Here is a 17,487-nt window from a genome sequence, read left to right as displayed (position 1 = left end):
AGCCCGCGAAGCCGGCCACCCCGGCCGTGACCGCGGCCTCCATCGCCAAGGCGAAGGTGTCCACGGCCAAGGCCAAGTACACCTACACCGGCAAGGCCATCAAGCCCAAGGTGACGGTGAAGCTCGGCACCAAGACGCTGAAGGCCGGCACCGACTACACGGTGGCCTACAAGGCCAACAAGAAGATCGGCAAGGCGACCGTCACCGTGACCGGCAAGGGCGCCTACAAGGGCACCGTCGCCAAGTCCTTCAAGATCGTCCCGAAGAAGACCGGCGTGTCCAGCGTCAAGGGCGCCAAGAAGGCCGCCACGGTGAAGTGGAAGAAGAAGTCCTCGGCCCAGGCCAGCGGCTACCAGATTAAGTACTCCGCCAAGAAGTCGATGAAGTCGGCCAAGGTGAAGACCGTCAAGGGCGCGAGCAAGGCCTCCGCGAAGCTGACGAAGCTCAAGAGCGGGAAGAAGTACTACGTCCAGATGCGCACCTACAAGAGCGTGAAGGTGGGCGGCAAGACGGTGAAGTACTACTCGGCCTGGTCCGCCGCCAAGGCCGTGCGCGTGAAGTAGCGCGCCCGCCGGCAGGCTGCGAGAAGCCCCCGCCGCTTCAGGCTGGCAGCGGCGGGGGCGCGGGGCGCCCCGAAGGGACGCCCTGGCCGCAATGGCAGAGTGGGCCCCTCCAAAGCGGGGCGGTCCAGAGCGGCGCCCCCTTTGGCGGGGTGACCGAACCCGACAACGAGAACCCGGCGCTGGGAAGGAGCGTCGGGTTCTCTGTGCTTTTTAGCCAGAGGATGTGCTGAGAGCGTGACCCCTCGTCAGCGATGATAAAATGTCGAGCATCTATGACGATGGAGGTGCTACGTGGGTTCACGGGCTATGAAGGGCCGTCAGGGCACGAAAAAGAAGAACAAGAAGGTAATTGTCCTCTCGATCATCGCGGTGTGCTTCGCGTTTATCGCAGCGGGCGTCTTCGGTGTGTACAGCTTGTGCAACTCATGGCTGGACGATCTGCCCGACTATCAGAACGCCGATGCCTACAACACGGCGCAGCCCACCGAGGTCTACGCGGCCGATGGCGTCACGAAGCTGGCCGAGTTCCAGCTGGAGAACCGCGAGCCGGTGGCCTTCGACCAAATTAGTGAGTACGTCATCAAGGGCACCGTGGCCACCGAGGACGAGCGCTTCTACACCCATTCGGGCGTCGACTACATCGGCGTGGGCCGCGCTCTGGTGAACAACCTCATGGGCGGCGAGCTGGAGGGCGCTTCCACCATCACCCAGCAGTTCGTGCGCAACACCATCCTGTCCGACGAGATGCGCGACATCTCCTTCAAGCGCAAGATTCGCGAGATGTACATCTCGCTCAAACTGGAAGAGCAGTACCAGAAGGACGAGATCCTTCTTATGTACCTCAACACCATCAATTATGGTTCGGGCGCCTACGGCATCGAGGCCGCCTCCAAGCGCTACTTCTCGAAGTCGGCGAAGGACCTCACCCTCAACGAGGCCGCCACGCTGGTGGGCATTCCCCAGTCGCCCACGTATAACAACCCCATCGATTACCCCGAGAACTGCGAGAAGCGCCGCAACACCGTGCTCGACCGTATGGTGTCCAACGGCGTCATCACCCAGGAGCAGGCCGACGAGGTGAAGGCCGAGCCCATCGAGCTCGATCCGTCGAAGCCGTCCCAAACGGGCATTTTGGCCTACCCCTACTTCACCAGCTATGTGCGCAACCAGCTTACCAACCCCAACGGCAAGTACGCCTACTCCACCTCCGAGCTGTTCAAGGGCGGCCTGACCATCTACACCACCCTCGATGTGGAAGTGCAGCAGGCGGCTGAGGAAGCGGCGGAGAAGAAAGAGGAAGAGGCCGGCGCTCCCTTCGAGGTGGCCATGGCGGTTATCAACCCGCAGAACGGCTACATCGACGCCATGGTGGGCGGCGACGACTATGACGAGACCCAGGTGAACATGGCCACGGGCGAGGGCGGCACGGGCCGCCAGGCCGGTTCGGCGTTCAAGGTGTTCACGCTGCTCGCGGCGCTGAACGAGGGCATCGACCCCGAAACGCTCATCGACGCCGGCTACAAGGTCGACCTCGAGGGCGGCGAGCCGGTGTACAACAACAACAAGTCCGATTACGGCACGCGCACCATCAAGAGCGCCTTCGGCGTGTCTTCCAACACCGCGTTCATTCGCCTGCTGCTGTCGGTGGGTGTGGACAAGGTCATCGAGATGGCCCGCGCCATGGGCATCACGTCCGACCTGCCGTCGGTGGCCGGCTTGACGCTGGGCATCGCCTCGGTCACCCCCTTGGAAATGGCCGACGCCTACGCCACCATCGCCAACGGGGGCACCCATTACGAGCCCGAGTGCATCAAGCGCATTGAGGATCGTTCGGGCAAGGTCATCGTCGACAACGAGAACCCCCAGGGCACGCGCGTGTTCTCGAAGGAAGTGGCCCGTGCGGCCATCGACTGTTTGGAAGTGGTCATCGACAACGGCACCGGCCAGGCGGCCCGTCCCAGCAACGGCCAGGAGGCCGGTGGCAAGACCGGCACCACCGACGACAAGAAGGACAGCTGGTTCTGCGGCATTACGCCCCAGTACTCGGTGGCCATTTGGCTGGGCGACCGCAGCGACTACTCGAAGGCCCAGGCTCCTTGGACCACCGCGGCCAGTGTGTTCAGCGACTTTATCGACAAGGTTGTGCCCTCGGACGAAACCGAGAAGTTCTTCGAGGCGGAAAAGCCTGAGTACCAGCTGAACTACCGCGACGAGGACAACCATATCGGCGGCTACTATTCCACAAAGCCCTCGGCGCCGACCACTGTCACGCCGTCGCGCACCCAAACCGACGATGACGACGAAGGCGACGATGACGACGAGGGCGCAGGCGGCAACCACGGCAATACCGGCGGTGGTGACGAGGGCGATGCCGGCGACGGCGACGAAGGTGACGCCGGGGCCGGGGGCGACGGCGGCGGGAACGCCGGCGGTGGCAACGAAGGCGGCGACACCGGCGGTGGTGATGCCGGCGCAGGCGACGCTGGCGGCGGAGATACCGGCGGCGGAGACGCCGGCGCAGGCGACGCTGGCGGAGATGCTGGCGGGGATGCCGGCGCCGAGGGGTAAGACCCTAGATAGCGATCCTGTGACAGTGGGCCTCGGTTTTCGGTCGGGGCTGCTATCATGGGCATGAGCATAGGAACAAACCGGGCGCTGGCCCGGAAGCAACAGGGCGCAGCGCGCCAGGACGGGAGAATATCCGTGAATCGCAAACTATTGGTTCGACTTATCGCTCTGGCATGCGGAGCGGCTTTGCTGGCGGGCGCCCTGACGGGGTGCTTGCAGCAGAATGCCGGCGTGTCGGACAGCCAAAAGGCCAACCGCACCTACATGACCCAGGTGAACCAGGCCATGGAGGACTTGAACAGCCGCCTGCAAAGCTTCGACGACGCGGTGTCGCGCGGCGACGCGGTCACCATGCGCACCCAGGCCGATAACGCCTACGAGGCCATCGACGCCCTCAGCGCCATCGACACGCCCGAGGCCATGAAGGGGCTGCAGCAAAACTACGTCGACGGCTGCACCGCCCTGAAGGAAGCCCTCAGCGCCTACGTCGATCTGTATACCGAAGTAGAGAGCGCCACCGAGGAGCACCCCTTTGACTACGGCACCTACGATGAGCGCATCAAGGCCATCCAGGACAAGTACAACGAGGGCATCCAGAAGCTGAAGGACGCCGACGCCGAAGCGGTAAAGCTGAACGACGGCGATGGCAGCGAGGCCCAGAGCAGCGACCAGAAGTAGCGCGCTGATCTGCCCGACAGCACGTTCAGGGTCCGAGCCGTCAAGGTTCGGGCCCTGTTTTATAAAGGCGGCTCAGAAAGCCGCGGAAGAAGGAGTAGTCATGTCGAATCACCCCGTCGAGCTTTTGGCCCCCGCGGGCAACGAGGCGGCCCTCCACGCCGCCGTCCAGGCGGGCGCCGATGCCGTCTATCTGGGACTGGAATCGTTCAACGCCCGGCGCAGCGCCGACAACTTCACCATCGAAACCCTGGGTGAGGCCTGCCGCTATGCTCACCAGCGCGGCGTGTCGGTCTACGTCACCATGAACACGGTCATTTTGCCCGGTGAGGTGGAGGAGGCCCTGGAGTGCGTGCGTCAAGCGTGGCGCGCCGGCGCCGACGGTTTCATCGTGCAGGACATCGGCCTGGCCAGCGAGCTGTCGCGCACGCTGCCCGAAGCGCCGTTGCATCTGTCCACCCAGATGAACACCCATAACCTGGCCGGTGTGCGCGCTGCGGCCCGCTTGGGCGCCAAGCGCATCACCTTGGCGCGCGAGCTGTCGCTGCCCGAGGTGGAGCTGCTGGCCACGGCCGCGGCCGAGGAGGGCATCCAGGTAGAGGTGTTCGCCCACGGCGCGCTGTGCGTGTGCTACTCGGGCCAGTGCTTCATGTCCTCCCTCATTGGCGGCCGTTCTGCTAACCGCGGCATGTGCGCCCAGGCGTGCCGGCTGCCCTACCAGCTGCGCAACGCAGCGGTGCAGAAGGACTTGCCGTCGCCGGGCGATCACCTGCTGTCGCCCCAGGATCTGTGCACCGTCGATATCATCGACCAGCTGGTGGATGCCGGGGTGTCCTCGCTGAAAATCGAGGGCCGCATGAAGTCGCCCGAGTACGTGGCGGCTGTCACGGCGGTGTACCGCCAAGCGCTGGACGAGGCTTTGGCCGCCCGTGTCCCGACGCCGTCCGAAGAGGCCGCTCTTGCGCCCGTGGTGTCCGCGGCGCCCGATCGCGATCCTCACGCCCGTCTGACCGAGGCGTTCTCCCGCGGCTTCACTACCGCCTATCTCGAGGGCCAGCGCGGCAACGATATCATGAGTTATCAGCGCCCCAACAACCGCGGCCTGTTTCTGGGGCGCGTCGATGAGGTGAAGAACGGGAAGGCGCTGCTGCGCTCTTCCCAGCCCTTGGCCGAGGGTGATGTGCTGGAATTCTGGACGCGCAAGGGGAACGGCTGCGTGACGCTGGGCGCGGTTGCGGTGGACAAGAAGGGCCGCGTGGCGGTGCCGTTGGACGGCAAGACGCGCACGGTGCGCCCGGGCGACCGCGTGTTCCGCGTGCGCAGCGCCGAGGCCGCCTTCGAAGATAACGCCCTCGATCCCCGCATTCCCGTGGTGGGCACCGCCGAGCTGCGCCTGGGCGAGCCGCTGCGCGTGGCGTTCGCGCCGGCTACACCGGCCCAAGTGGCCGCATGGCTTGAGGAAAACCCCGGCTCGTTCACGGCCGATGAGGCCGCCTGCGCCCAGGCCATCGCCCGGCGCCTGGCCGCGCGTTTCCCCCAGGCGGCGCCCCAGGGCGCGGCCGAGGGCGATCTGGTCGAGGCTGCCCGCACCAAGGCGGTGTCGGCCGAGGATGTGCGCGCTCATATCGACCGCCTGGGCAATACGGCTTTCCGCCTGGTCAGCCTCGACATTACGCTCGACGAGGGCGTGGGCATCGGCTTCTCGCGCCTGCACGGGGTGCGCGCCGAGGCCCTGGAAGCGCTGGTCGCCCAGCTGCAGGCACCCACGCCGGACCGCCGTCTGCCCCGCGTGAAGGAGCGCGAGCCGCTGCCCGCAGCCCATCCGGCGGGCTGCCGCATCGCCGTTATCGTCACCAACCCCGCCTGCGCCCGGGCTGCCAAGCGCGCCGGCGCCCACCTTATCTATGTGCCCGCCCTCAACTACCGCCGCGGCGAGGCCGTCATCGCCGGCCAGCTGAACAGCGGCGCCGAGCAGGCGGGCTATCCCAAGGGCTGCATTCCCCTCATGCCCGCCGTCGACCACGATGCCGTGGGCGCTGCCCGCGAGGCGGCAATCGATGCCGAGGTGTGGAAGTACGCCGCGCCGGGCAAGCCCCTTATGGCCGAGAGTCTGGCTGCCCTGCAGCGCGCCGACGAGCTGGGGGCGCTTCCCGACGTGGGGCCGCACCTGCCCGTCACCAACGCGCTGTCGCTGGCCTGTGTCCACGGCTTCGGCGCCCAGCGCGTGTGGCTCTCGCCCGAGCTTACCCTGCGCCAAATCCAGGACGTGGCCAAAGACGCCCCGGTCGAACTGGGCGTGCTGCTTATCGGCGCCCAGGAACTCATGGTCACCGAGCACTGCATGCTCATGAGCCAGGGCCCCTGCAACGAGGATTGCTCCGTGTGTCCGCGCCGCAAGAGCCCCCATTACCTGAAGGATCGCAAGGGCTTCGAGTTTCCTGTCATCACCGACGCCCTCGGGCGCAGTCACCTCTACAACTCCGTGGAATTGGACGTGGCCCCGGCCATGCCCGATCTCATGGCCGCTGGCATCTCGGCCTTTATGGTGGACGCCACCCTCATGAACGCCGAGGAGACGGCCCATGCGGTGGGCCGCGCCATTCGCGCCCTGCATGTGGCCCAAAATGACGGCAATGCCATTGCGAAAATGCCCAACACCACCTCCGGCCACCTCTACCGGGGTGTCAGCTAAGCGGCCTTCGGGCGGTATGCTAGAATTTCCCACGTTTGAACCATCGAGTACAGAAACGAGCGCACCTATGCTTTCACCGGAAGAACAACTGCACATCATTAAGTCGGGCACGGCCCAAATCGTTCCCGAGGCGGCCCTTCTGGAGAAGCTGAAGCGCGGCGTGCCCCTGAACATCAAGCTCGGTGTGGATCCCACGGCCCCTGATATCCACATTGGCCATGCCGTGCCCCTGCGCAAGCTGCGCCAGTTCCAGGACTTGGGCCACCAGGTCACCCTCATTATCGGCGACGGCACGGCCCTTATCGGCGACCCGTCCGGCCGCAACTCCACGCGCCCGCAGCTCTCCCGCGAGCAAATCCAGGAGAATGCCCAAACCTACGTGGACCAGGCCTTCAAGATCCTCGATCCCGAGAAGACGGTGCTGCGCTACAACTCCGAGTGGATTCTCGATCTGAACATGGAAAGCCTGCTGAAACTGCTGGCCAACTTCACCGTGGCCCGCATCTTGGAGCGCGACGACTTCCACAACCGCTACACCTCGGGCCAGTCCATCAGCCTGCACGAGTTCCTCTACCCGGTCATGCAGGCCTACGACTCGGTGGTCATCAAGGCCGACGTCGAGCTGGGCGGCACCGACCAGCTGTTCAACCTGCTGGCCGGCCGCGAGCTTATGGAGAAGATGGGCATGGAGCCCCAGGTGTGCCTGACGTTGCCCCTGCTCGAGGGTACTGACGGCGTGAAGAAGATGTCGAAGAGCTACGGCAACTACATCGGACTGACCGACGAGCCCGCCGACATGTTCGGCAAGGTCATGTCCATCCCCGACGAGCTCATGGTGAAGTACTACCGCCTGGCTTCCACGGAAAGCGTGGACGAGATCGACAAGATCGAGGCCGGCCTTGCCGCCGACGAGTTGCATCCCAACAAGGTGAAGCGCGCCCTGGCCCGCAATATCGTGGCGGCCTACCATGGCGCCGAGGCGGCCCAGGCGGCCGAAGAGGCCTTCGACTTGGTGTTCAAGGCCCACGCCATTCCCGACGACATCCCCGAGTTCGCTGCCGATCTCACGCCCAACGACGAGGGTCTGGTCTATGTGGCGAAGCTCATCAACCTGGCCGGCCTGGCTCCCAGCGTGGGCGAGGCCCGTCGCCTTATCGATGGCGGCGGTGTGAAGGTGAACGGCGAGGCCCTGGCCCCCAAGGCCTACAACGTTGAGCCGTCGCTGCTGGAGGGCGCGGTCATCCAGGTGGGCAAGCGCAAGTTCGTCAAGCTGGTGTAGGCGCCGGCTTTAGCGCCAGGCAAAAAAAGTAACGGCCGCGGCATTCACGCCGCGGCCGTTTTTCGTGGTGCGCTAGTCCCGCACTGGCTCGTCCCAAAGATCGTCACCTATTGGCTCGGTCGTCGATGAGCCTCGCGGACGCCAAACGGGAAACGAAATGGCGTGGGCGGGGCAGGCGTCGGCGCACTGCCCGCATTTCGAGCACTCGGGAATGAGCGAGCTGTGAGGATCCACCTGCTCGGGGCAAACGTCAACGCATACCGTGCAGTCGATGCCCCGCTCGCGCAGGCATGCCTCTTTTGCCACCGAGGGGCGGAAAAGGCGATTGGCCGAGGCGACGAGCGAGAGCAGCGCGCTGACAGGACAGATCTTCGTGCACCATTTCCGCAACACGGTCACTTCGAGAAGAAGAATGAGGGGGAAGAGCACGAGCCCCCAGCTGGTCTCGTTCAGCGAGAACAGCTGCCACAGCCCAATGAGCGTGGCGAAGGTGAGTCCGATGGGGCACACAAGGCAGAAGACGGGGAAGCCGAAGAGCGCGCTCGAGCCCAAAGCGCCGGCCAGCACCACGTGGCGCCCGTCGATCTGAAGCCCGTCTCGCTTGCCCCCGGCAGAGGGCAGGGGCGCGGACGCGTCGGCCCGGGAGCTTCCCCGGTGGGCGCCGCAGCTCTGGCAGCCGCCGGCGCACGCCTGCCCAGGGCCTGCGACCGCCGCGATGCCCTTCGCAGGCAGCGTTCCGCTCGCACCGTGCCCTTCGCGTGCACCCTGCTCATCGTGGGCGCGCGCGGCTCCAGCGTCCTTCTTGCCGCGGAAGAACTTCTGAAGCCAGGGGACAGGACAGGCCCAGGCGCATAGCACTTTGCCCAGGGCTATCACGAGAAGCACGGTTACGCCCAGGCAGACGATCCCGTGGAGCACAACTGATTTCGCCCCGAGCATGGCCTCAAGGGCGCCTACGGGGCAGAGGGCCGCAACGGAGTCGATGCCGAGGGCGGAAAGAGTGCCCGTGCCGAGGGGGAAGAGCAGTCCCGCTACGGGCAGGGCGATCACTACGAGAAGGACGCAGAGCGTGCGCCAGCGCTGACGGGTCATTGCGCGCCTCCTCTCTCGACGGCGATAGCGCGGCGGGTGGAGCCGTCGTAGTAGCCGAAGCTGGCCGAGGGACATACGTACTCGCAGGCACCGCAGCCGTTGCAGGCTTGGGTGTCCACCACGGGCAGCTGAGCGGCTTCGTCCCAGCTCAATGCCTCGTACTCGCAGGCGGGAACGCACTTGTAGCAATTGACGCACAGGCTTTCGTCCACAACGGCGCAGCCGAGGACGGCCGCGCCGGGCACGCCGCCGCGCAGGGCGCCTGTGGGGCATACGCGAATGCACCGGGGGCCGGCGGGGTCATCGGCGCAAAAATCGCAGTAGCCGCGGCTGAAGTCGAGGATCGGGGTTTCCGTGTTGAGCCAGCCGTCCTCCAGCGTGCCCAGGGCGATGCAGTGACGGGGGCAGACGCTTCGACAGCGGTCGCAGCGCACGCAGCTGCCCACCAGAGTTTCCTCGTCGAAGCCTCCCGGCGGTCGCAGCAAAGGGGCTTCGGCAGCCGTGGCACGGGCCGTGCCGCCGACGGCCACGAGCCCCACGGCGGCGATGGCGCCCAGGCAGAAATCTCGTCGTTCCATCGCGTTACCTCGTCTTCCTTCGCGTTCTCGTTAGATAGAAAGGCCGCCGTCAGGAGGGGATGACGGCGGCCGAAATAGAGGGCTACAGCATGCCGAAGAAGTTGTTCACCACGGTAGAGGTGGCCCACATCACGCAGCGCAGGGCGGCGCATCCGATGAAGGCGGCCACGGTGGCCACCACGTACAGCACCAGGGCGCTGGCCGGCTGCTTGCTGGCGAACCAGCCACACAGGGCCGGCGCCACACCGCCGATGATCACCACCAACCCCCACAGCAGCAGCGGCTCGTGAGCGGCCGCGCCAGTGGCCATGCCGTAGAACAGACCGGTGATGGCCGCCACGGCGCCACCAACAACCAGCAGCAAGCGGAAGGTCTTCAGCTCCTGCTCGCCACGGGCCTGGGCGATGATCAGGTAGACGGCAACGCCCAGGGGCATGGCCGTGCCGCCATAGGCCAGGGGCAGCAGCGGCGTGTTCCACATCAGCTGGGCCGACATCATGTACGAGGCGCCGGCGGCGAAGGCCAGCACGATGCCGAACAGGGCAGCTAGCACGGCGAAGATCTTGCGGGCCGCATCGCCCGCGCCGCGCTTCAGCACCACCAGGTACACCAGGGCGAACAGGGCCGTCAGGCCTACCAGCAGCGCCTCGGTGAAGATGCCGCTGGTGGGATGGTTCAGGGCGGCCAGCATGTTCTCGGGGTGCGACAGGTGCGTCACCGAGGCGATGCCGCCCAGAGCCGCCATGACAATTGCCACGATGGCGGCCACGAAGTTCGTGTCGTTTTTGGTCTTGCGAATGAACTCATCGACGGCCACGCAGCCAAGTGTCCAGCCGGCGGCGCCGGTGAGCACGGTGAACAAAACCAGGGACCATTGGGTTTCCATGGATTACTCGCCCTCCTTCTGCAGATAGCGGCCACTGCCCTGCAGGGTGGAAGACTCCTGCCACTCGGCATAGTGATCCGACAGGATGTAACAGGTAGCCGGCGCGTTGCCCACGTCGGTCAAACGGTGCACGGCCGCCGGGTCGGCAGCGGCAACCGCCTGGGAGGCGTCGGACGAGGGATCGTCCAAATCGCCGTAGAAGCGGGCGCCGCCAGGGCAGTTGTGCACGCAGGCGGGCAGGTCGCCGTTGGCCGTCAAATGGCCGCACAGGGTGCACTTCTCGACGCACTTCTCCTCGCCGTTCCACGAGCGTACGCCGTAGGGGCACGCCATCATGCAGTACTTGCAGCCAATGCACTTCGACTTGTCCACCAAGACGATATTGGTGTCGGGGTCGCGATAGGAGGCGCCGGTGGGGCAGACGCTCACGCAGGGCGCGTCCTCGCACTGCTGGCAGGCGACGGGAAGGAAGTACTGGGAGAGCTTGGGGAACTCGCCGAAAGGTCCGACGGTAAGCACCTTGTTGTAATAGGAGCCCAGGGCAATGCCGTTCTCCATTTTGCAGGCCACCTCGCAGCTGAAGCAGCCGGAGCATCGATCGAGATCGACTACGAGAGCGTTACGCATGTCTGAATCACCTCCGTGGGATCGCTGTATTCGGGCATCCAGGGCTTGAAGTCCTCGGGCTCCATCCAAATGCCCTCGGGAGCGCCGTCGGCCGGCGCGATGGAAACCTGGTAGGAACGCAGGGTGTAGGTGCCGTTCACGTCGGACAGGCGGCCGTGGCTGTTGGACAGGCGGTTCACCGTCACGGCGCGCCAGGACTGGTCGCGCTTGCCCTCTTGGTCGAGGAACTCGGGCAGCCAGAAGCGCTCCATGTACACCTCGCCGGGGCGCACGCCCTTGGTCACGCGCACCTTGCCGCGAATCTCGCCGCGGCGCGAGCGGATCCAGGCCCACTGGCCGTCTTCCACGCCGTACTTCGCGGCGTCGTCGGGGTACACCCACACCTCGGGCACGGGATAGATCTCGCGCAGATAGGGGACGTTGCGCAGGGTGCCGTGGTGGTACATGGGCAGGCGTCCGTTTGACATGACCAGGGGATACTCGGTGTCCGTGAGCGGCGACTCCTCGGGCTCCTCGTAGTAGGGCAGCGGGTCGTAGCCGTACTTCACCAGGCTGTTGGCGGCGTTGGGGTTCTCGACGGGGTTGTCGACGAACACCTCGGGGTGCATAGCCCAAGGCGACGCGGAAAGGCCCAGGGTGATGTAGCCCTCCGAGTACGGCTCGCACTTGCCTGAAGCAGTGCCGAAGCCGGTCAGATAGCCGCAGGCATCTTGCTGCAGGTAGTAATAGTAGGTGTGCCAGTCTTCCCAGCTGGTGAACTCGAAAGGCGCGGCCTCGCAGAACTCGTCCCAGGTCATATCCAAGCCGGCCACGTGGGCGTTGCGCTCATCCTCGTCGGTCAGGGGCATCGGGATGCCGCCGGCTGCGGCCACCATGCCCTTAGTATCGTAGATGGCCTCGCGGCAGTCCTCGTCACCCAGCTCCATCATGCGCTTCGCCAGATCCGACCAGATCATGGCCTCGTTGCGGCCTTCGAACAGGTGCGTGCATTCCTGGCGGGCGAACACCTTGTTCAGAATCTGGATAGGCTGGTTGGACTCGAGCCACTCGATGATGGGCAGCACGTAGTCGGCGCCCTCGATGGTGAAGGAGGTGGGGTACATGTACATATGCACGATGAGATCCAGCTCCTTCATGGCCTCGTAGCAGCGCTCGGTCTCGGCCAGGTTCTGCAGCTTGTTGCCCGATCGCTCCAGCCAAATGCGGGGCTTGTAGGGCTTGCCCGTCTCGATGGCGTCGAAGACGTAGGGGATGACCGACATGGCCCACTGGCCGATGCCGCGGTGCTCGCTGTAGCCCAGGCGCTTCGATTCCATTTCGGCGCTCACCAGGCCGTACATGCCGCCCAACTCGTCGGCCATGTTCGGCTTCGGGAAGCGCTGCAAAAGGGCGCCGGGCTTCTCCACGTCGCCGTTCAGCAGCGAGAGCAGGGCGTAGCCGGCCGAGGTCTGGCCCGACTGCGGGTTCTGGTCGGTGGCCACGCCGCCGATGATGCCGGCGGTTTCCGCCTCGCAGAAGATATCGATGGCCGCCTCGATGTCGGCTGCGTCGCACCAGGTAATCTCAGCGGTCTTCTCGTAGGTCCACTCGTCGGCGCGCTCTTTGGTCAGCTGGAAAGCGGTCTTGTAGCCGCTTTTGCCCTTGATGGTGTAGCCGGCGTCGTTGAACAGCTCGGCCTCCACCTGGTTGTCGAAGAAGTCGTTGAGCTCTTCCTCGCTCTTGGGGAAGGGCACGGCCACGGGACCATTGGTCTTCTTGTCCCAGATGACGAAGTAGGGGATGCCGAAGTAGCCGAGGGCCGGGTTATCGTTGTTGGCTGCGGTGGTGTGGCCCGTCAGCGTATCGGCGGCCGTGGCCTGAATCTGGGCTTCGTTGTCCTCTTCGCTTACGAGGCCCAGGTCCACGGCGCGCACGGGGATGCCGGTGTCCGGGTCTACCAGATAGGGCAGGTTCGTCCACTTCAGGCAGAAGTCCTTGTTGTAGCCCTCTTTCTCGATCATGTACTTCACCCAGCACAGCTCCATGGCCACGTCGGTGCCCGAGCGAATGGGCAGCCACACGTCGGCGCGGGCGGCATCCACGGTGAAGCGGGGGTCGACAACCACGGTCTTGCAGCCGGCGGCGCGACGATCGGCCATGACACGGCCACCGCCCGGAGGGGTGTCGGCGGCGGGCTGGGCAGCCCATACCACCACGGCGTCGATATTCACGTCGGGGTTGTACATCTCGAAGCAGTTCGAGTCGGCCATCGAGCAGTTGCCCGTCATGAAGTCGCCGCCGTACATCAGCTTGTAGGACACCATGCGGGGCAGATAGCACTGCGCGCAGCCCGGCTCGAAGGTGTTGGGCGACTGGATGGCGGCCGCGAAGCGGTTCACCGACCAGAACTGCGGGTTGCCGCCGCCGCCCGTGGACATGAAGATGGACTCGGGGCCGTACTGCTGCTTGGCCTCCCACAGCTTCGTGGCAATCTCGTCGATGGCCTCTTCCCAGCTAATGCGCTCCCACTGGTTGCCGCCGCGCTCGCCCACGCGACGCATGGGGTACTTGTTGCGGTTGGGGTTGTATAGCGCCTGAATGCCGGCCAGGCCCTTGGCGCACAGGCCGCCATGGGTGGTGCCGTCCTCGGTGTTGCCTTCCAGCTTCACGACGCGCCCGTTTTCCACGGTGGCGATGACGGCGCAGCGGGCTACGCAGGCGCGGCAGAGGGTTTTCACCTTGACGGTGCCCTCGGTGGATGTTTTGGCTTCAGCGGTCTGCACCAGGTTGCCGCTGCCCAGCGTGGCGCCCAGGGCGGCACCGGCGCCGGTCAGCGCGGCCAGCTTCGTAAAGCCGCGGCGAGACATTACTGCCTGATCCATGTTCTCCTCCTTTGTTCTCTCTTCTCCGTTGGTTCTCTATTGAAAGACAGCGAGGTAGGCACGGGCCTCCTCCGTTGTCGTCCAACCGTTTTGCCACGTCAACGCGCCCGCTTTCTCCAGGCAGTCGACGTAGTAGCTGGGGTACAGCGCCATGCCGGCCACGTGGCGCTCGTTCTTCTCGGCAGCGCAGGCGGCGTTCAGCAGCTCATCGATCTCGCGGCGCGTGCGTGCTTTGCCGGCGCAGAAGTCCATGAGGGTCAAGAAGCCCTCTTTGCGCCCCGCCTCGCGTTCCAGCAGGGCATCGAGGCGCAGGGCAGGGGAGAGGGCCTCCAGGGCCTCCGCCCCCGCTTCGGTCAGCGTGTAGGTGGCGCGGGCCATGTCCACGAAGGTCTCTTCGGTGTCCTCGTCGAATTCGGCCTCGGGCAGCTGTTCGTCAAGGGCGCCGAAAGACACGAGCGCATCTACCAGGGCGCCGGCCGGCTGGAAGAAGGCCGAGCGCTGAGGCTGGGCATCGATGGCCTCTTCGATGGCGAAGCGCCCTGCGGGCTCGGGCTGCTTGCTCGTAAAGGTCAGGGCGGCCAGATACAGCTCGCGCTTGGCCGGCTCGCGAAGAAGCGCGGCTTGGATCGCGGAGGCGGTGGGAGCCGCAGCAGGGGCGATGGCCGCTTCGGACGGAGCGCCGGGAATGGCAGCGGTCTCGGACATTTAGGCCACCTCCTTCAGCGGGCCGTGGAGCAGCGCGGTGTTGGCCTCGGCCGCAGCGTGGGCCTCGTGGGCGCGGTCGCGCACTTCCCGCTGGGCGGCGACGCCGTCCAGCCCGTAGGCGGTGCACTCCAGCGCCATCCAGGCCGCAGTGGTTTGCAGCAGTCCGCGGTAAAAGGCCGTGCTGACAAGTTCCGTGGCCTCTTCGCAGAACATCGGCACCCAGGGGGCAAGATGGTCGGCGAAGAAGTTCTTCGCCCGCAGCTCGTAGGCGGCGGCACGGTCGGCAGCCTTATCGCCGTGAGACGCGGCGACTTCCTCCAGGGCCTCGGCCTGGCGGTTCAGCAGCAGCGCCATGTACTGGAACTCGAAGCTCACGTGATCCTCGGGCATGTTGTACGCGTCCTGCACCTCAAGGCCCTCGGCGGCGTACAAGGCGCAGGCGGTGTCGCGCGCGCCCTGCATGATGAGGCGCCCGTCATTGGCGTACACGCTCTCAAAGGGGGAAACGGGCACCTTGGTAAACGAGCCGGCCCCTAAGAACGTGTGGGCAAAGTCGCAGCGTGTCTGGGTCAGCGTGTCCGGCGTCTTTCGCTGCAGGTACTTGAGCATGCGGTTCGACCCCTGGGCGAAGGCGCGCTCGTCTTCAGCGGCGTTGTCCTCCAGCGGCAAAATGCGCTGCGTGGCGACGAACTCGTCGATGAGCTCGTCGGTCAGCTCTTCGTAGAACAGCCGTGCGAGGAACTGGTAGTAGCAGGCGCGCAGACGGCAGTCCTGCGCCAGCGTCTCGGCATCGGCGGTGGTAATGGGCTCCATGGACCTCCCCCTCTTCGGCATCGTGGCCGTTGGCACGGCCGCTCTTTCGGATGTCCCTACGGTACGGCGGGGGAGCGGGGCGCAGCTATTGCCAAGGGAGGACTATTTCGTGAAAAGCATCGTCAAAAGATGCCTATTCGCCCTAGTCAATTAGGTGGCTATTTTTTATTTCCCCAGGTAAATTCGATGGCTTTGAAATGCCCAATGGCGCGTTACCCTCTATAATCAAGGGAACGAGGAGAAGCGTGAGGGGGAGCTGCGTTGACGGAAGTTCGGGCCTTTTGGGCTGATCTGTGCGAGCGGGCAAGCGTGCAGCTGCCCGGTTTGCCCTACTTGGGTTTCGCCTTCTGGTTCGCATGGAACCTGGTGGCGTTTTCCGGATCCATCTGGCTGACGCTGGAGGATTCGGGCAGCTACATCATGTACTTTTTTACCGCGCACCTGCTGGCCTCGGTGTGCACGCTTCTGGCCATCAACGCGGCGATGCCCCGCTGGGGCGATTTCGTTTTGTCTCGCCGCTTCCTGCTGGTGGGTGCGGTGCTCGGCTGCGTTGGCACGGGGCTGATGATTGCCGAGGGCGGCGACAACCGTGGCAACCTGATCCTCTTCGCCCTCGGGTGCGTTCTGGCGGGCGCGGGCACCTCGTTCATGCTGGTGCGCAGCGGCACGGTGCTGGGGCTCGTGTCGCCCCGCAAGTCCTTTAAGAGCATTAGCCTGTGCGCGCTGTTCGCTATCGCCGTCTACTTTATCGTGGAGGGCTACTCGTTCTTTATCGGCTCGACCCTGTTCGTGCTGCTGCCGGCTCTGTCGGCGCTGTGCCTTGCAGTGCGCATCGACCTGCCGTCCGAGCGGGCGGTTATGGAAACGCGCACGCGGCTGCCGAAGCGCTTCAGCAGCCTGCTGCTCGCTATCTTCGTCTACTCTCTTTCCCAGGCGGTGACCAAGGGTTACTTGCTGGCCTCCCTGCCCGCGGCTGATTGGGTGCTCTGCATGAGCTACGTCATGCTGGCCCTCATCGTGCTGATGATCGCCTTCATTGGCATCAACCTGTGCATGCCCGCCAGCACATCGTTCGGTCGCATTTTCTACCCCCTGGCTATCGCGTTCGTTCTGCCGCAGCTGGCCATTCCCTTTCTGTCGGAGCAGCCGGTAGTTGCCGCCGTGGGCATCGATTTTGCCGGCTACGCGTTTGATCTGTTCGTATGGGCCATGGGGGCGTATCTGGCTTTCCAGATGAAGGGCAACTCCGTCAAAGTGTTCTGCTTTTGTACAGCCTCGCTGTCGGCCGGGCTTGCGCTGGGCAACATTGCTGCCCTTGTGCTGGCGCTGCTGCAGCCCACCACCATGCAGTTCTACACGCTTAACTGCCTGCTGGCCGTGGCTTCGCTGGTGGTAACGGTGTTCGTATTCCCCGAGTCCCGCCTGCGCGATTTGCTCTTGCCCGTCGAAGAGGACGACGAGGGACAAGAGGCCGCCCTGCACCGCCAGGAGGAGGCGAAGCGCCAGGTGTTTCGCGAGGCGTGCCGGCAGGTGGCCCAGGAGGGCGCGCTCTCGAAACGCGAGACCGAAGTGCTGCTCATGTTGGCCAAGGGCTACACCGCCCAGCAGATTGCCGACGAGCTTATTATCTCGGTGCATACGGCCCGCGCGCATATTCGCAATATCCATTCCAAGCTCGAAGTCACCTCGCGCAAGGAGATCATGGACAAAGTGGAGGCTCACACCCGCGCCTAGGGGAAGAAGGGCTCCGGTATCGCCCCCTCGTTACTTGTTGACGTACTATCTATATATAAAAGTAAGAAGCTGCTCTCCCGCATGTTCTTTCTGCCCAGAATGAGCAGTTGTCGTCATTTTGTGAAGGGCAAAATAGTTCTTGCCTTGGCCCTAGGGGATGACTAATATAACTTCTTGCGCTTCGGAAGGGCGCGGCACTCAAACCTTGGATCAAACGGCGAAAGCCACCAGGAATACCGAGAGCGAAACTTTCCTTGGTCTCAAGGCCTCAACAAAAAGTTTTCAAGTTTCTGAAAAAAGTTGTTGACAAGCCTTCGGAACTAGCGTAAAGTACTTCCTCGCGCCGCAAGCGACGGCGTGGGCGGGAAGGCTCCCGCGGAACCTTGACAACCGGATACTGAGGATGGAATTCGA

Annotated in this window: 13 protein-coding genes; 6 read left to right on the top strand and 7 right to left on the bottom strand. The window is 64.7% G+C overall.

What is annotated here, in order from left to right:
• The 5 genes from QZ307_RS08055 to tyrS form a co-directional block, all read left to right on the top strand.
• A partial coding sequence (locus QZ307_RS08055; RefSeq protein ID WP_295998376.1) for a fibronectin type III domain-containing protein occupies positions 1-563 on the top strand: 563 nt, incomplete at its 5' end.
• 291 nt (positions 564-854) lie between these two features.
• The gene (locus QZ307_RS08050; RefSeq protein ID WP_295998373.1) at positions 855-3,131 is read left to right on the top strand and encodes a transglycosylase domain-containing protein; all 2,277 of its coding nucleotides are present in this window, start codon (positions 855-857) and stop codon (positions 3,129-3,131) included.
• Positions 3,132-3,281: 150 nt separating this feature from the next.
• Complete coding sequence (locus QZ307_RS08045; RefSeq protein ID WP_295998370.1) at positions 3,282-3,809, top strand: hypothetical protein; 528 nt, start codon at positions 3,282-3,284, stop codon at positions 3,807-3,809.
• Positions 3,810-3,909: 100 nt separating this feature from the next.
• Entirely contained in the window at positions 3,910-6,498 is a 2,589-nt protein-coding gene (locus QZ307_RS08040; protein ID WP_295998367.1) for a U32 family peptidase, read from the top strand.
• Between the two features lie 67 nt (positions 6,499-6,565).
• A complete protein-coding gene (gene tyrS / locus QZ307_RS08035) occupies positions 6,566-7,777 on the top strand; it encodes a tyrosine--tRNA ligase (protein WP_295998365.1) in 1,212 nt (403 codons plus the stop codon).
• 72 nt (positions 7,778-7,849) lie between these two features.
• Here tyrS and QZ307_RS08030 read toward each other — a convergent pair whose 3' ends face one another.
• From QZ307_RS08030 to QZ307_RS08000, 7 genes are all read right to left on the bottom strand, one after another.
• Positions 7,850-8,869, bottom strand: coding sequence for a 4Fe-4S binding protein (locus QZ307_RS08030; RefSeq protein WP_295998362.1), 1,020 nt, complete (start codon positions 8,867-8,869; stop codon positions 7,850-7,852).
• A complete protein-coding gene (locus QZ307_RS08025) occupies positions 8,866-9,447 on the bottom strand; it encodes a 4Fe-4S dicluster domain-containing protein (protein WP_295998359.1) in 582 nt (193 codons plus the stop codon). Before QZ307_RS08025 ends, QZ307_RS08030 begins: the two co-directional genes overlap by 4 nt.
• An 82-nt stretch (positions 9,448-9,529) precedes the next feature.
• On the bottom strand, positions 9,530-10,333 hold the full coding sequence (locus tag QZ307_RS08020; RefSeq protein WP_295998357.1) for a DmsC/YnfH family molybdoenzyme membrane anchor subunit: 804 nt from the start codon (positions 10,331-10,333) through the stop codon (positions 9,530-9,532).
• A 3-nt stretch (positions 10,334-10,336) separates the two neighbouring features.
• Positions 10,337-10,960, bottom strand: a complete 624-nt coding sequence (locus QZ307_RS08015) for a 4Fe-4S dicluster domain-containing protein (protein ID WP_295998354.1) — start codon at positions 10,958-10,960, stop codon at positions 10,337-10,339.
• Complete coding sequence (locus QZ307_RS08010; protein WP_295998352.1) at positions 10,942-13,821, bottom strand: molybdopterin-dependent oxidoreductase; 2,880 nt, start codon at positions 13,819-13,821, stop codon at positions 10,942-10,944. The genes QZ307_RS08015 and QZ307_RS08010 overlap by 19 nt, the downstream gene beginning before the upstream one ends.
• A 36-nt stretch (positions 13,822-13,857) precedes the next feature.
• The gene (locus tag QZ307_RS08005) at positions 13,858-14,526 is read right to left on the bottom strand and encodes a hypothetical protein (RefSeq protein WP_295998350.1); all 669 of its coding nucleotides are present in this window, start codon (positions 14,524-14,526) and stop codon (positions 13,858-13,860) included.
• The gene (locus QZ307_RS08000) at positions 14,527-15,339 is read right to left on the bottom strand and encodes a molecular chaperone (RefSeq protein ID WP_295998347.1); all 813 of its coding nucleotides are present in this window, start codon (positions 15,337-15,339) and stop codon (positions 14,527-14,529) included.
• A gap of 261 nt (positions 15,340-15,600) precedes the next feature.
• Here QZ307_RS08000 and QZ307_RS07995 point away from each other — a divergent pair, with 261 nt between their 5' ends.
• Positions 15,601-17,073: a helix-turn-helix transcriptional regulator gene (locus tag QZ307_RS07995; protein ID WP_295998344.1), complete on the top strand. Its 1,473-nt coding sequence runs from the start codon at positions 15,601-15,603 to the stop codon at positions 17,071-17,073.
• Positions 17,074-17,487: the final 414 nt, after the last annotated feature.

This window comes from uncultured Adlercreutzia sp. (assembly GCA_910585575.1).
Taxonomy (GTDB): Bacteria; Actinomycetota; Coriobacteriia; order Coriobacteriales; family Eggerthellaceae; genus Adlercreutzia.
Note: the sequence above shows the minus strand (reverse complement) of the source record. Positions and strands in the feature narration are given on the sequence as shown.

Excerpts from the sequence above, each read along its gene's own strand:
- QZ307_RS08040 (WP_295998367.1), top strand. The coding sequence starts at position 3,910 with ATGTCGAATCACCCCGTCGAGCTTTTGGCCCCCGCGGGCAACGAGGCG.
- tyrS (WP_295998365.1), top strand. The coding sequence starts at position 6,566 with ATGCTTTCACCGGAAGAACAACTGCACATCATTAAGTCGGGCACGGCC.
- QZ307_RS08030 (WP_295998362.1), bottom strand. The coding sequence starts at position 8,869 with ATGACCCGTCAGCGCTGGCGCACGCTCTGCGTCCTTCTCGTAGTGATC.
- QZ307_RS08025 (WP_295998359.1), bottom strand. The coding sequence starts at position 9,447 with ATGGAACGACGAGATTTCTGCCTGGGCGCCATCGCCGCCGTGGGGCTC.
- QZ307_RS08020 (WP_295998357.1), bottom strand. The coding sequence starts at position 10,333 with ATGGAAACCCAATGGTCCCTGGTTTTGTTCACCGTGCTCACCGGCGCC.
- QZ307_RS08015 (WP_295998354.1), bottom strand. The coding sequence starts at position 10,960 with ATGCGTAACGCTCTCGTAGTCGATCTCGATCGATGCTCCGGCTGCTTC.
- QZ307_RS08010 (WP_295998352.1), bottom strand. The coding sequence starts at position 13,821 with ATGGATCAGGCAGTAATGTCTCGCCGCGGCTTTACGAAGCTGGCCGCG.
- QZ307_RS08005 (WP_295998350.1), bottom strand. The coding sequence starts at position 14,526 with ATGTCCGAGACCGCTGCCATTCCCGGCGCTCCGTCCGAAGCGGCCATC.
- QZ307_RS08000 (WP_295998347.1), bottom strand. The coding sequence starts at position 15,339 with ATGGAGCCCATTACCACCGCCGATGCCGAGACGCTGGCGCAGGACTGC.